The sequence below is a fragment of the Rhodanobacter sp. LX-99 genome (genome assembly GCF_018599185.1).
GTDB lineage: Bacteria > Pseudomonadota > Gammaproteobacteria > Xanthomonadales > Rhodanobacteraceae > Rhodanobacter.
On sequence record NZ_JAHFVL010000002.1, the window covers coordinates 561,167 to 574,672 of the forward strand.

Consider the following 13,506-nt stretch of genomic DNA (forward strand, 5'->3'; position numbering starts at 1 on the left):
GGCAGCCCCATGAGGATCGGACAGGGTTTCGACGTGCATGCATTCGGCGAGGGCGACCACGTCACCCTGGGCGGCGTGCGCGTGCCGCATCGCCGCGGCGTGGTGGCGCATTCGGACGGCGACGTGGTGATCCATGCGCTGTGCGACGCGATCTTCGGCGCGCTGGCGCTGGGCGACATCGGCCAGCATTTTCCGCCCACGGACGAGCGCTGGCGCGATGCCGACAGCCGCCAGTTCCTGCGCCATGCGGCGATGCTGATGGCGCAGCACGGCTACGCGCTGGGCAATGCCGACATCACCGTGATCGGCGAGGCGCCGAAGGTCGGCCCGCACGTGCAGGCGATGCGCGAGAACCTCGCCGCCGACCTGGACAGCGAGATCGGCCGCGTCAGCGTCAAGGCCACCACCACCGAAAAGCTCGGCTTCTGCGGCCGGGGCGAAGGGATCGCCGCGCAGGCGTGCGTCCTGCTGGAGCGCGCGTGACCGAAGTAGAGGCCCGCAGCGCCGCAAGCCGGCTGCACGACCAGCTCGAAGCCATCGTCGAGGTGCTGCGCCGGCACGACGACGAGAGCCCGCTGCCGGCCGAATCGCAGGCCGAATTGCGCCGGCGGCTGGACGAGCTGCATCCGGCCGACATCGCGTTCATCCTCGAATCGCTGCCGCTGGACGACCGCCTGGCGGTCTGGCAACTGGTCAAGGCCGACCGCGACGGCGAGATCCTGCTGGAAGTGTCCGATGCGGTGCGCGAATCGCTGATCGCGGACATGGACCGCCACGAGATCCTCGCCGCGGTCGAACCGCTGGACGCGGATGAGCTGGCCGACCTGGTCGAGGACCTGCCGACCGCGGTGCTGCCGGAGCTGATGGCGAGCCTGGGCACGCAGCAGCGCGAGCAGGTGCAGTCGGCGCTGTCCTACGAGGACGACCAGGTCGGCGCGCTGATGGACTTCGAGATGGTCACCATCCGCGAGGACGTGAGCCTGGAAGTGGTGTTGCGCTACCTGCGCCGCTGGGACGAATTGCCGGCGCAGACCGACAAGCTGTTCGTGATCAACCAGGACAACCTGCTCACCGGCGTGCTGCCGTTGCACTGGCTGCTGGTGAACCCGCCGGAGAAGATGGTCAGCGTGGTGATGGCGCCGGACGTCAACACCTTCCACCCCACCGACGACGCCTACGACGTGGCGCAGGCGTTCGAGCGCTACGACCTGGTGACCGCGCCGGTGGTCGACGAGCGCGGCCACCTGATCGGCCGCATCACCATCGACGCGATGGTCGACGTGATCCGAGAGGAGGGCGAGAGCGAAGCGCTCAGCCGCGGCGGCCTGCGCGAGGAGGAGGACATCTTCGCCTCGGTGTGGGCTTCGCTGAAGAACCGCTGGTCGTGGCTGGCGATCAACCTGGTCACCGCGTTCATCGCCTCGCGCGTGATCGGCCTGTTCGAGGGTTCGATCGAACGCCTGGTGGCGCTGGCCGCGCTGATGCCGATCGTGGCCGGCATCGGCGGGAACTCCGGCAACCAGACCATCACCATGATCGTGCGCGCGCTGGCGCTGAACCAGATCACCGCCGAAAGCGCGAAGCGGCTTTGGCGCAAGGAGCTGACCGTGTCGCTGCTGAACGGGCTGATCTGGGGCGGGGTGATCGGCATCGTGGCGTGGTTGCTGTACGACAGCGTATCGCTCGGCCTGGTGATGACCGCGGCGATGACGTTGAACCTGCTGCTGGCTGCGTTCGCCGGCGTCGGCATCCCGGTGCTGATGACGAAGTTCGGCCGCGATCCGGCGCTGGGCTCCAGCGTGCTGATCACCGCGATGACCGACAGCGGCGGTTTTTTCATCTTCCTTGGCTTGGCCACCGTCTTTCTGATGTGATGCCGGCCTGACCCGAATGCCGGCGCGGCCGGTGGAGTGCCATGTCCGAATCCGAACTTGCCCAGGCCCCGCTGCCGTGGGCCTACGGCGCCCCGCCGTTGCAGGCGCGGTTGCGCAGCGTGCCGGAGGATTTCCAGGTCGAGGAGATTCTCGGCTACGACGCCGACGGTGCCGGCGAGCACGCCTTGCTGTGGGTGGAGAAGCGCGGCGCGAATACCGACTGGGTGGCACGCGAACTGGCGAAATTCGCCGGCGTGCCGCAAGTCGCGGTGGGCTATGCGGGCATGAAGGACCGTCACGCGGTGACCCGGCAGACGTTCTCGGTACAACTGGCCGGCAAGCCCGATCCGGACTGGTCGGCGTTTCCGCACGCGGAAGCGAAGGTGCTGGCGGCGACGCGGCATTCGCGCAAGCTCAAACGCGGCGCGTTGCGCGGCAACCGTTTCGTGCTGGTGCTGCGCGACGTGCACGGCGACCGCGCGGCGGCCGAACAGGTGCTGGCGCAGATCGCCGCGCGCGGGGTGCCGAATTACTACGGCGAGCAGCGCTTCGGCCGCGAGGGCGGCAATGTGGCGCAGGCGCGGGCGATGTTCGGCGGACGCCGGGTGGATCGCGACAAGCGTTCGTTCCTGCTGTCGGCGGCGCGCTCGCAGATCTTCAACAGCGTGCTGGCGGCGCGGGTCGAACGCGGCGCCTGGGACAGCCCGCTGGAGGGCGAGATCTGGTCGCTGGCCGGTTCGCGCTCGTGGTTCGGGCCGGAGCCGTTCACCGAGCTGCTGGCCGAGCGGCTGGTTCGCGCCGACATCCATCCGTCCGGCCCGTTGTGGGGACAGGGCGAGCCGCCGAGCCAGGGCGAGGCGGGTGCGCTGGAACGCGAGATCGGTGCGGCGTACGACGACCTGGCCGCCGGCCTGGCGGCGGCGCGGATGGACCAGGAACGCCGACCGCTGCGGCTGCTGCCGAAGGACCTGCGCTGGCACTGGCAGGGTGACGATGCACTGGAACTGTCGTTCGAACTGCCGGCTGGCGCGTACGCCACGGTGGTGGTGCGCGAACTGGCCTCGATCGTGTAGTCAGCCCTTGAGCAGGACGATCACCGCGCCGGTGCCACCCAGCGCCGGTCGCGCCGAGGCAAACGCGATCACGTCGTCGCGCCGGCGCAGCATGCGGTCGGTGAGGCCTTTCAACACCGGTCCGGCGGCTTTCGAGCGCAGGCCCTTGCCGTGCACGATGCGCACGCAGCGCAGGCCGTGCTGCTTCGCCTCGGCCAGGAAGGCGATGATGCTGGCCTGTGCGGCGGCGGCGTTCATCTGGTGCAGGTCGAGATCGTCCTGCACGCTGAACTGGCCGCGCTTGAGCTGGCGCAGCAGCTTCGGCGGGTAGCCGTCGCGCAGGTAGCCCAGTTCCTCGCCCACCTCGAGCAGGGCCGGGTCGAACGCCATGTCCAGCAATTCGCCGGGTACCGCGGCTTCGTCCGCCTCCAGCATGTGCGGGTGCGGCGCGGGTTTCGCAGGGGCCGGCGGCGCCGATACCGGAGCCAGCGGACGCACGTCGCCGACCGCCTCGCGGAACAGGCGGCTGTCGTCGTCATCGACCGGTGCGGATGGGCGGCGCTTCATGCCCGCATGCTAAGTCAAAGCGCGTGCATGACGGGAAGGTGGAGATCGCGGCGAAGTGAAACCGGCGTCCCGCTCCGGTAAACTCGACGGGTGTGGCGCGCGCCGTGGGGTCATGGACAAGCGTGTCCGCAGTCCGTTTTCGATGGAGCATCATGCGAGTTCTGGTCAGTAACGACGATGGCGTGGATGCACCTGGCATCCGCGTGCTTGCCGAGCGTCTCGGCGAAGTGGCCCAGGTGACGGTGGTGGCGCCCGATCGCGATCGTTCCGGCGCCAGCAATTCGCTTACGCTCGATGCGCCGCTGCGCGTCTTGCCGATGGGCAACGGCTACTATCGCGTGGCCGGCACGCCGACCGATTGCGTGCACCTGGCGCTGGCCGGGCTGCTGGACGAAGAGCCCGATATGGTCGTGTCCGGCATCAACAACTCGGCGAACCTCGGCGACGACGTGATCTATTCCGGCACGGTGTCGGCGGCGATGGAAGGGCGTTTCCTGGGACTGCCGGCGATCGCGGTGTCGCTGGTCAGCCACGACCACAAGGGCGAGCATTACGACTCGGCGGCGAAGGCGGTGCTGCTGCTGATGCAGCGGCTGCTGGTCGATCCGCTGCCGGCCGACACCATCCTCAACGTCAACGTGCCGGATCGGCCGTGGGCACAGATCGAAGGCTTCGAAGTCACCCGGCTGGGGCGGCGTCACCGCTCCGCGCCGTGCATCGCGCAGACCGATCCGCGCGGGCGGCCGATCTGGTGGATCGGTCCGGCGGGCGAGGTGGACGATGCCGGTCCCGGCACCGATTTCAATGCCGTGCGGCGCGGCTTTGTTTCCGTCACGCCGATCCATGTCGACCTGACCCGGTTCCAGGCGCTGGAGAAAGTCAGCAGCTGGATGCAGCCGCTGAGCGACGCGATGGCGGTGGGCCGGACCAACGACGACGAGGCGGCCTGAGCCATGACCATGTATCCATTGCCTGCCGCGGACCTGAAGGGCGAGGGGATGACCTCGCAGCGCGCGCGCGATCGCCTCGCGGCGACCCTGAAAGATGGCGGCATCCGCGACCTGCGCGTGATCGAGGTGATCCGCAACCTGCCGCGCCACCACTTCATCGACCAGGCGCTGCATTCGCGTGCCTATGAGAACGACGCGCTGCCGATCGGCCACGGCCAGACCATCTCGCAACCGTGGGTGGTGGCGCGCATGACCGAGGCGCTGCTCGAGTTCGGCGTGCCGCAGAAGGTGCTGGAGATCGGCACCGGCTCCGGCTACCAGGCGGCGGTGCTGGCGGCGCTGGTGCCGCAGGTGTTCACGGTGGAGCGGATCGAGGCCCTGCTGCGCCAGGCGCGCCGGCGCTTCCGCCAGCTCGGCCTGACCAACCTGCGTTCGCGCTACGACGACGGCAAGCTCGGCTGGCCGGACGAGGCGCCGTTCGACGCGATCATCCTCACCGCCGCCGGCGACACCATTCCCACCCGCATCCTCGACCAGCTCAGCCCCACCGGCGTGCTGGTGGCGCCGGTCGGCTCGCCCAGCCGGCAGACGCTGATCCGCATGCGCGGCGACGGCCAGGGCGATTTCATCCAGGAGGAACTGGGCGCGGTCAGTTTCGTGCCGCTGCTGGGCGGGATCGGCTGATGCGTCTGTTCGGGGCACTTTATGCGCGTGCGCTGAGCTGGGCACGCGAGCCAAGGGCGTTGTATTACCTGTCCGGGCTGAGTTTCGTCGAGTCGTTCATCTTCCCGATTCCGCCGGAAGTGATGCTGGCGCCGATGATGCTGGGCAAGCGGCACAAGGCGTTCTTCTTCGCAAACATCAGCCTGCTGTTCTCGCTGCTGGGCGCACTGGTGGGCTACGTGCTGGGCCATTGGGCGTTCCATGCGCTGCGGCCGGTGCTCGATGCGCTGCACCTGCTGGCACCGATCGAGCAGGGCGTGGCGACCTTGAGCAGGCAGATGGTCGAGCATCACTGGGGCATGTACGGCGTGCTGATCCTGGCCGCGTTGCAGCCGGTGGTGCCGATGAAGTTCATCACCTGGGCCTGCGGCATCATCGGTGTGCCGATCCTGCCGTTCCTGGCCTGCATCGGGCTCGGCCGCGGCAAGCGCGTGTGGTTGCTGGCGTTGTTGATCCGCCTGTTCGGCGAACGCGCCGAGCGGATCCTGCACAAGTACGTCGAATGGATCGGCTGGGCCGCGCTGGTCGTGCTGGCCTTGCTGCTGGTGTGGTGGTTCTGGCTGCGTTGAGCGGCGCTGTCCGGGGGAGCGACGTCGCATGAAAAAGACTGCCCGCATCGGTATGCTGGTGCGCATGGATCGATATCTTCAGTGCCTGGTAACTCTGGCCGTGACCGTGCTGCTTGCTTCCTGCGGCACCATGCGCAGCTCGGTCGTGGTGGAACCAACACCCGACAGCGGCTATGGCCCTCGCCCGGTCACCAGTGCGCCGACACCCGCCCGTACGCCGATACCGGGCGGCAACTACGCGGTGGTGCAGGGCGACACGCTGTATTCGATCGCGTTCCGCAAGGGCGTGGACTTCCGTGATCTGGCGCAGTGGAACGGAATCGCCGCGCCATACACGATCTGGCCGGGACAACGGCTGACTCTTTCGCCGCCGACGAAGAGCCATGCCGCGCCGGTGGCTGCCGCCCCTGTCCACGCGGGTGGCGCGCCCGTGGCGGCAGCCCCGATGTTCGAGGCTGTGACCGCACCGTCGCCGTCGCCAGCCGGACCACCCGCAGCGACATCCGCGAGCGTGCCGGCCACCTCACCGGCGATCACGCCGCCGTCAAGACCTGCCGCGCCGGCCGTTGCCGCCACGGCGACCACCGTGGTGCCGGTGGCAGGTGTCCCGGCTGCCGCACCGGCGACCATGCCGCCGCCCGCGCCGCCGGCCGCCGGCGTTTCACGCGTGGTCAGCAGCGTGCAGTGGCGCTGGCCGGCCGATGGCAGTCTGGTGGGCCGCTTCCAGAGTGGCGACGCGATTCCCGGCATCCAGATCGCGGGCAAGTCCGGCGATCCGGTGCGTGCCGCCGCCGATGGCGTGGTGGTGTACAGCGGCAACGGCCTGGTCGGCTACGGCGAGCTGGTGATCATCAAGCACAACGACAGCTTCCTGTCCGCTTATGGCCACAATCGCAAGCGCCTGGTCAAGGAGGGCCAGCGGGTCAGTGCCGGCCAGCAGATCGCCGAGATGGGATCGACCGGCACCACCCGCAACGAACTGGAGTTCCAGATCCGCAAGGACGGCAACCCGGTCGATCCGCTGGGATATCTGCCGCTGCGCTGATCGCGGCGTGGATCGGTCAAGCCGGCGGCAGGATGAATCCGGCGATGACCCGGCGCCCTTCGCCGGCCAGCAGGTTGTAGGTGCGCGCGGCGGCGGCGTTGTCCATCACTTCGATGCCGATGCCCTTGCGCAGGAAACCGGCCATGAACGCGGCAGCCGGAAATACCTGGTGCTCGCCGGTGCCCAGGATCACCAGTTCGGGTTGCAACGCCAGCAGGGCTTCGACATGGCCGGCGTCCAGCGTGCCAGCGGCGGTGACCGGCCAGTTCTCGATCGCCCGATCGGGTGCGAGCAGGAAGCTGCTGGTGAGCTCGCGATCGATCAGGGTGACCCCGCGCGCGCCGACGCGGCGCACGTAGAGATAGCCTTCGGGGCGTTCGAGCGACAGGTCCATCAGCGTGGCAGGGCGATCTTCGGCTCGTCGGCGTTGCGGCGGAACAGCACGACGACATGGCCGATCTGGTGGATTTTTTCGGCCCCGGTGCCTTCGATCAGCACGTCGATCTGGGCCTGCCGTTCATCCTTGTCGCCACCGGACAGCTTCACCTTGACCAGTTCGTGGATGCCCAGCGCCTGGTCCAGTTCCTTGACCACGGCTGCGGTGGCGCCCTTGCTGCCCAGCAGGACCACCGGGCTCAGGTCATGGGCGAGGCTGCGCAGGTAGCGGATCTGCGAGGAGGAAAGGGCCATGCGCTGGTGCTCGATTCGCGGTCAGTGAACGGCAAAGGGTATCATGCGGCATCCCGTTCCCCAATCGGCGACTGTGACGACATGGCCCGCAGCAAGAGCAGCGCAGTCTGGCTGCGCGAACATTTCAATGACGAATATGTGAAGAAAGCCCAGGCCGAGGGTTTGCGTTCGCGTGCGGTGTACAAGCTGGAGGAACTGATCGAGCGCGATCACCTGCTGAAGCCGGGCATCAACGTGGTCGACCTCGGTGCGGCACCGGGCAGCTGGTCGCAGCTGGTGCGCAACCGGTTGGGCGACAGCGGCAGGGTGTTCGCGCTGGACATCCTGCCGATGCAGAGCATCGCCGGCGTGGATTTCCTGCAGGGCGACTTCCGCGAGGAATCGGTGCTGCACGAGCTCGAATCCCGCCTGGAGGGGCTCAAGGTGGATCTTGTACTGTCCGACATGGCCCCCAATATGAGTGGTGTGGCGCTGGCCGACCAGATCCGGGCGATGGATCTGGCCGAACTGGCGCTGGATTTCAGTCGACAATGGCTCAAGCCGGGCGGCTCGTTCCTGATCAAATTGTTTCAGGGAGTCGGCTTTGACGATTACTTGCGCAGCTTGCGCGCGGACTTCACCCGCGTAACCATGCGTAAACCTAAGGCCTCCCGCGCGCGTTCGCGTGAGGTGTACGCACTGGCGGTGGGCCGCAAGCCTGCCCCGGTGTCACCGGGCGAGAACCGTGCATGAATGAAACAGCGAAAAATGTGTTGCTCTGGGTGATCATCGCGGTGGTCCTGTTCACCGTGTTCCAGAGCTTCAATCCGCGTGGCGCGGCCTCGTCCGACCTGCCTTACAGCTCGTTCGTGCAGAGTGTCGACAACGGCAACGTCGCCAACGCCACGATCAGCGCCGACCAGCCGGCCACCATCAGCGGCAAGCTGAAGGATGGCAGCCCGTTCCGCACGGTCGCGCCGATGCTCGGCTTCTCCACCAACGAGGTGGTCAAGCAGATGCAGGACAAGGGCGTCGAGGTTCGCCAGGACCCGTCCGAGGGCTTCTCGCTGATCGGCCTGCTGATCAGCTGGCTGCCGGTGCTGCTGATCGTGGGCGTGTTCATCTGGTTCATGCGCCAGATGCAGTCCGGCGGCGGTGGCCGTGGCGCGATGAGCTTCGGCCGTTCGCGCGCCAAGCTGCAGGGCGAGGACCAGATCAAGGTCAACTTCAGCGACGTCGCCGGTTGCGACGAGGCGAAAGAGGAGGTCGGCGAGCTGGTCGAGTTCCTGCGCGACCCGAGCCGCTTCCAGAAGCTCGGCGGCAAGATTCCGCGCGGTGTGCTGATGGTCGGCCCGCCCGGCACCGGCAAGACTCTGCTGGCGAAGGCGATCGCGGGCGAGGCCAAGGTGCCGTTCTTCGCGATCTCCGGTTCCGACTTCGTCGAGATGTTCGTCGGCGTCGGCGCCAGCCGCGTGCGCGACATGTTCGAACAGGCGAAGAAACACGCGCCGTGCATCATCTTCATCGACGAGATCGACGCGGTCGGCCGCCATCGCGGCGCCGGCCTGGGCGGCGGCCATGACGAACGCGAGCAGACGCTGAACCAGCTGCTGGTGGAGATGGACGGTTTCGAGGGCACCGAAGGCATCATCGTGATCGCCGCGACGAACCGTCCCGACGTGCTGGACCCGGCGCTGCTGCGCCCGGGCCGCTTCGACCGCCAGGTCGTGGTGGGCCTGCCCGACGTGCGCGGACGCGAGCAGATCCTCAAGGTGCACATGCGCAAGGTGCCGATCGCCAGCGACGTCAACGCCATGACCATCGCACGCGGCACGCCCGGCTTCTCCGGTGCCGACCTGGCCAACCTGGTCAACGAGGCGGCGCTGTTCGCCGCGCGCGAGAACGCGCGCGAGGTGCGCATGAGCCACCTGGACAAGGCGCGCGACAAGATCCTGATGGGGGCCGAGCGCCGCTCGATGGCGATGAGCGAGGACGAGAAGAAGCTCACCGCCTATCACGAAGCCGGCCACGCCATCGTCGGCCGGCTGGTGCCCGAGCACGACCCGGTCTACAAGGTCACGATCATCCCGCGCGGGCGTGCGCTGGGCGTCACCATGTATCTGCCCGAGGGCGACAAGTACAGCATCAACCGCGTGGCGATCCAGTCGCAGCTGTGTTCGCTGTATGGCGGCCGGGTGGCGGAGGAATTGATCTTCGGTGCCGACAAGGTCACCACCGGCGCCTCCAACGACATCGAGCGGGCCACCAAGATGGCGCGCAACATGGCGACCAAGTGGGGACTGTCCGACGAGCTCGGTCCGATCACCTACGGCGAGGACGAGGACGAGGTGTTCCTGGGCCGTTCGGTGACCCAGCACAAGAGCATCTCCAACGAGACCGCCAGCAAGATCGACGAAGTGGTGCGCGGCATCCTCGATCGTGCCTATGCGCGCAGCAAGGAGTTGCTGACCGCGAACCTCGACAAGCTGCATGCCATGGCCGACGCCTTGCTGCAGTACGAGACGATCGACGCACACCAGATCGACGACATCATGGCCGGGCGCATCCCCGGGCCGCCGGCCGACTGGACGAAGAATGCATCGACCGGCGCCACGCCGCCGCCTCCACCGCCGAAAGGCGACGCCGGTTCGACCGTGGGCAAGGTCGGCGATCCTGCGCCGCAGAGCCGGACCGGCATGGAAGGCTGACCGCCGCCGTTTGGACGGCCATACCGTTGCATTGGAAGAGGGCGGCCACTGGCCGCTCTCTTGCGTTGCGCGCATCGAGCCTGTCGCCGTGCGTGCATGTGATAGCTGTGAAAGCGCCGCACCGGAGACCGTATTTGCCGGACATGAACAATTCGGTGAAGAAATTTTCACGAAAAGGGTTGACGCAAGCGGGTGGAGTCTGAATAATTCCGCTTCTTGCTTCACCGCCTCGATGCCCAGACATCCCGGCGATGAGGAAAACGGTTTTCAGTGCGCCCGTAGCTCAGTTGGATAGAGTACCTGGCTACGAACTAGGTGGTCGGGAGTTCGAATCTCTCCGGGCGCACCATTTTTATTCTGCGAGGCGGGGTGCTTGCACCCCGTTTTGTTTTCAACGGGAAACCTGTACGGCTCCCCGCGAAAACGATGATCAAGAAACACAAGGTGTGCTTCGATACGGATTGACTGAGCGAGGCGGCACCCGTAACATTTCAAGGCTCCGGTGGTGGCATGGCCGGTGATTCGAAAGCGGGGTATAGCTCAGTCTGGTAGAGCGTTGCGTTTGGGACGCAAAAGTCGGGGGTTCGAATCCCTCTGCCCCGACCAGCGAGACGTTCTACCTGCAGAGACTGCGCCTGTAGCTCAACCGGATAGAGCATCGGCCTTCTAAGCCGACGGTTGCAGGTTCGAGTCCTGTCTGGCGCACCAGTATCAGGTCGATGGTGGATGTAGCTCAGCTGGTTAGAGTCCCGGATTGTGATTCCGGTTGTCGTGGGTTCGAATCCCATCATCCACCCCAGTTTCAAACCCAGGTTTCCTGGGCCGTTAGCTCAGTTGGTAGAGCAGTTGACTCTTAATCAATTGGTCGAAGGTTCGAATCCTTCACGGCCCACCAATCGACAAAACGCCGATCGCTTGCGATCGGCGTTTTGCTTTGCGCAGCCGGAACGGCGGCGCGACACGTCGGCGGTGCCGCGATTCGCAGCCGCCAACGCTTGTGCTGCAAGGTCGTGCAACCGTAAAATGGTCCGCTTTCGTATAAGGGAATCATCGACTTAGGCGGGCGTGGCCGCGGGCATGGGGATGAGGCGCTTGCGGAATTGCTCCGGCAGGTGACAATCGGTTTCAGAATCCGGTGGTTACGCGCGTTTGACGAGGGTGGCAAGGCGAGAGTGGCGGAATTGGTAGACGCACCAGATTTAGGTTCTGGCGGTTAACCCCGTGGGGGTTCGAGTCCCCCCTTTCGCACCACACCCTGTTGATTTCTTTGTTTTTCGGGCGGCACGGCCGCCATGGCGCCTGTGGCAGGCCCACAACATCAGGTAGTACCAGGAGACGTCATGCAGGTTTCGGTTGAGAACATCGGCACGCTCGAGCGCAAGCTCACGGTGAAATTTCCCGCGGAGCGGTTCGAGACGCAGGTGAGCGCGCGCATCGCGGAGATGGGCCGCACGGTTCGCCTGAAGGGTTTCCGTCCGGGCAAGGTACCGACGACGGTGATCAAGCAGCGTTTCGGCGACCAGGTCCGTGGCGAAGTTTTGTCCGACCTGATCGGCAGCACGCTGCGCGAGGCGGTGGCGCAGGAAAAGCTGCAGCCGATCGCCAATCCGGCGATCGACACCACCGGCCAGCCGGAAAACGGTGAAATCGCCTATACCGCGACGTTCGAAATCATGCCGGAGTTCCCGCTGGTCGACGTGGCTGCGCTCGAGATCAGCCGTCCGATGGCGGTGGTGACCGATGCCGACATCGACAAGATGCTGGAGACCCTGCGCCAGCAGCGCCGCAGCTTCGACGAGGTGGATCGTGCCTCGGCCGAGGGCGACTTCGTGATGTTCGAGTACTCGGCCGAAGCCGGCGACTACCGCTTCCCGGCCGAGGGTCTGGAGCGTGCCGGCAGCGTGCTGGGTTCGGGCACCCTGTTCAAGGCGCTGGACGAGGCGCTGATTGGCCGCAAGGCGGGCGACAGTTTCGAGACCGAAATTGCCTTTCCGGAAGATTTCCGCAACGCGCAGCTGGCGGGCAAGACTGCCGGGGTCAGCTTCAGCATCCTGAAGGTGCAGGAACCGAAGCTGCCCGAGATCGACGCCGAGTTTGCGAAGTTGTTCGGCATCGCGGACGGCGACCTGGAGACGTTCCGCAAGGAAGTTCGTGCGAACCTCGAGCGTGAGCTGAAGGCGGCGCTGATGGCGCGCCTGAAATCCGAAGTTGCCGAGAAATTGTCCACGGCCCACGCCGAGTTGGACGTGCCGAAGCTGATGGTACAGTCCGAGGCGCGCAACATGGCCGCCGGCAGCGTGCCGCAGGGCCAGCAGCCACCGCCGCAGCTGGTCGAGGCCGCCATGCCGATCGCGCGCAAGCGGGTGATCGCCGGCCTGCTGATGGGCGAGATTGCCCGCAAGCAGGAGATCAAGATCGACCGCAAACGCATTGCCGAACAGCTCGCCGCGATTGCTTCGACCTATGAAGAGCCGGAGAAGGTCATTGAACTCTACAACGGCGACCCCCAACTGATGTCCGGGCTGCAGAATCGCGTGATGGAAGATCAGGTGGCCGAGTGGGTGGCGGAGCATGCCAAGACCACCCAGCTGGACCTGAGCTTCGACGACGTGATGCGCCCAGCCAACGCCTGAGCTGTCCGCCAGGCCCATCAACCGGAGAGCTGCAAGCATGGCCATGGATCCGATCCAGAACCTCAATTTGATACCGATGGTCGTCGAGCAGACGGCTCGCGGCGAGCGCTCCTATGACATCTACTCGCGCCTGTTGAAGGAGCGGGTGGTCTTCCTGGTCGGCGAAGTCAACGATCAGGTCGCCAACGTTATCGTTGCGCAGATGCTGTTCCTGGAGTCGGAGAATCCGGACAAGGACATCAACTTCTACATCAACAGCCCCGGCGGTGCGGTCACGGCCGGCCTGGCGATCTACGACACCATGCAGTTCATCAAGCCGAATGTCAGCACGATGTGCATCGGCCAGGCTTGCAGCATGGGTTCGTTCCTGTTGATGGCGGGCGCCAAGGGCAAGCGTTTCGCCCTGCCGAACTCGCGGATCATGATCCACCAGCCTTCCGGCGGCGCGCAGGGCCAGGCGACCGACATCGAGATCCAGGCGCGCGAGATCCTGTACGTGCGCGAGCGCCTGAACAGGCTGTATGTCGAGCACACCGGCCAGCCGATCGAGAAGATCGAGCTGGACATGGAGCGCGACCGCTTCATGAGCGCCGCCGACGCCAAGGCCTATGGCCTGATCGACGAAGTGCTCGACAAGCGCGCCGGCGAGACGGTGAAATCGGCCTGATTCACAGGTTGTACCCCAGAGTCGCGAGATGGGCTCTGCGTCTGCAGGC

14 protein-coding genes and 6 tRNA genes are annotated in these 13,506 nt (G+C 66.2%); 17 read left to right on the forward strand and 3 right to left on the reverse strand.

All coding sequences use genetic code 11. The features are described 5' to 3' along the window. The first annotated feature begins 9 nt into the window (after window positions 1–9). Genes ispF through truD form a run of 3 tightly spaced genes read left to right on the forward strand, consistent with a single transcriptional unit; the run spans window position 10 to window position 2,947 of the window. Window positions 10–483 carry a 2-C-methyl-D-erythritol 2,4-cyclodiphosphate synthase gene (gene ispF / locus KK131_RS13380; RefSeq protein WP_214557211.1) on the forward strand — a complete coding sequence of 158 codons (474 nt, stop codon included), beginning with the start codon at window positions 10–12 and terminating at the stop codon, window positions 481–483. After that, window positions 480–1,874 (forward strand): magnesium transporter, encoded by a 1,395-nt coding sequence (gene mgtE, locus KK131_RS13385; RefSeq protein ID WP_214557212.1) that lies wholly within the window; start codon window positions 480–482, stop codon window positions 1,872–1,874. The genes ispF and mgtE overlap by 4 nt, the downstream gene beginning before the upstream one ends. 41 nt (window positions 1,875–1,915) lie before the next feature. Next, the gene (gene truD / locus KK131_RS13390; RefSeq protein WP_214557213.1) at window positions 1,916–2,947 is read left to right on the forward strand and encodes a tRNA pseudouridine(13) synthase TruD; all 1,032 of its coding nucleotides are present in this window, start codon (window positions 1,916–1,918) and stop codon (window positions 2,945–2,947) included. Here truD and KK131_RS13395 read toward each other — a convergent pair whose 3' ends face one another. Next, window positions 2,948–3,493 carry a Smr/MutS family protein gene (locus KK131_RS13395; RefSeq protein WP_214557214.1) on the reverse strand — a complete coding sequence of 182 codons (546 nt, stop codon included), beginning with the start codon at window positions 3,491–3,493 and terminating at the stop codon, window positions 2,948–2,950. It lies immediately after the preceding gene. A 152-nt stretch (window positions 3,494–3,645) separates the two neighbouring features. Here KK131_RS13395 and surE point away from each other — a divergent pair, with 152 nt between their 5' ends. From surE to KK131_RS13415, 4 genes are read left to right on the forward strand one after another with little or no spacing between them, the layout of a single operon-like run. Further along, window positions 3,646–4,443, forward strand: a complete 798-nt coding sequence (surE, locus tag KK131_RS13400) for a 5'/3'-nucleotidase SurE (RefSeq protein WP_214557215.1) — start codon at window positions 3,646–3,648, stop codon at window positions 4,441–4,443. 3 nt (window positions 4,444–4,446) lie between these two features. Next, window positions 4,447–5,127 (forward strand): protein-L-isoaspartate(D-aspartate) O-methyltransferase, encoded by a 681-nt coding sequence (locus KK131_RS13405; protein WP_214557216.1) that lies wholly within the window; start codon window positions 4,447–4,449, stop codon window positions 5,125–5,127. Beyond that, complete coding sequence (locus tag KK131_RS13410; RefSeq protein ID WP_214557217.1) at window positions 5,127–5,735, forward strand: VTT domain-containing protein; 609 nt, start codon at window positions 5,127–5,129, stop codon at window positions 5,733–5,735. The genes KK131_RS13405 and KK131_RS13410 overlap by 1 nt, the downstream gene beginning before the upstream one ends. A gap of 52 nt (window positions 5,736–5,787) precedes the next feature. Beyond that, window positions 5,788–6,780, forward strand: coding sequence for a peptidoglycan DD-metalloendopeptidase family protein (locus KK131_RS13415; RefSeq protein ID WP_214557396.1), 993 nt, complete (start codon window positions 5,788–5,790; stop codon window positions 6,778–6,780). Window positions 6,781–6,796: 16 nt separating this feature from the next. On the opposite strand, the gene KK131_RS13420 is transcribed toward KK131_RS13415, so the two are convergent. Both KK131_RS13420 and yhbY read right to left on the reverse strand, forming a co-directional pair. Then, a complete protein-coding gene (locus KK131_RS13420) occupies window positions 6,797–7,174 on the reverse strand; it encodes an Mth938-like domain-containing protein (RefSeq protein ID WP_214557218.1) in 378 nt (125 codons plus the stop codon). Further along, window positions 7,174–7,470, reverse strand: coding sequence for a ribosome assembly RNA-binding protein YhbY (gene yhbY / locus KK131_RS13425; RefSeq protein WP_214557219.1), 297 nt, complete (start codon window positions 7,468–7,470; stop codon window positions 7,174–7,176). Before yhbY ends, KK131_RS13420 begins: the two co-directional genes overlap by 1 nt. Window positions 7,471–7,551: 81 nt before the next feature. Between yhbY and rlmE the strand changes: the two genes are divergently transcribed. The 10 genes from rlmE to clpP all read left to right on the forward strand — a co-directional run bounded on the left by rlmE (window position 7,552) and on the right by clpP (window position 13,457). Then, window positions 7,552–8,202, forward strand: coding sequence for a 23S rRNA (uridine(2552)-2'-O)-methyltransferase RlmE (gene rlmE / locus KK131_RS13430; RefSeq protein WP_214557397.1), 651 nt, complete (start codon window positions 7,552–7,554; stop codon window positions 8,200–8,202). Continuing rightward, window positions 8,199–10,157, forward strand: coding sequence for an ATP-dependent zinc metalloprotease FtsH (ftsH, locus tag KK131_RS13435; protein WP_214557220.1), 1,959 nt, complete (start codon window positions 8,199–8,201; stop codon window positions 10,155–10,157). The genes rlmE and ftsH overlap by 4 nt, the downstream gene beginning before the upstream one ends. Before the next feature lie 272 nt (window positions 10,158–10,429). Next, a tRNA-Arg gene (locus KK131_RS13440) sits at window positions 10,430–10,506 on the forward strand. A gap of 180 nt (window positions 10,507–10,686) precedes the next feature. Next, window positions 10,687–10,763: transfer RNA gene (locus KK131_RS13445), tRNA-Pro, on the forward strand. A gap of 25 nt (window positions 10,764–10,788) precedes the next feature. After that, window positions 10,789–10,865 (forward strand) — tRNA-Arg (locus KK131_RS13450). Window positions 10,866–10,879: 14 nt separating this feature from the next. Next, a tRNA-His gene (locus tag KK131_RS13455) sits at window positions 10,880–10,956 on the forward strand. Between the two features lie 20 nt (window positions 10,957–10,976). Beyond that, window positions 10,977–11,052, forward strand: a tRNA-Lys gene (locus KK131_RS13460). Window positions 11,053–11,323: 271 nt separating this feature from the next. Then, window positions 11,324–11,408 (forward strand) — tRNA-Leu (locus KK131_RS13465). Between the two features lie 89 nt (window positions 11,409–11,497). After that, complete coding sequence (tig, locus tag KK131_RS13470) at window positions 11,498–12,790, forward strand: trigger factor (RefSeq protein ID WP_214557221.1); 1,293 nt, start codon at window positions 11,498–11,500, stop codon at window positions 12,788–12,790. Window positions 12,791–12,827: 37 nt separating this feature from the next. Next, window positions 12,828–13,457: an ATP-dependent Clp endopeptidase proteolytic subunit ClpP gene (gene clpP, locus KK131_RS13475; RefSeq protein WP_214557222.1), complete on the forward strand. Its 630-nt coding sequence runs from the start codon at window positions 12,828–12,830 to the stop codon at window positions 13,455–13,457. The last annotated feature ends 49 nt before the right edge of the window (window positions 13,458–13,506 follow it).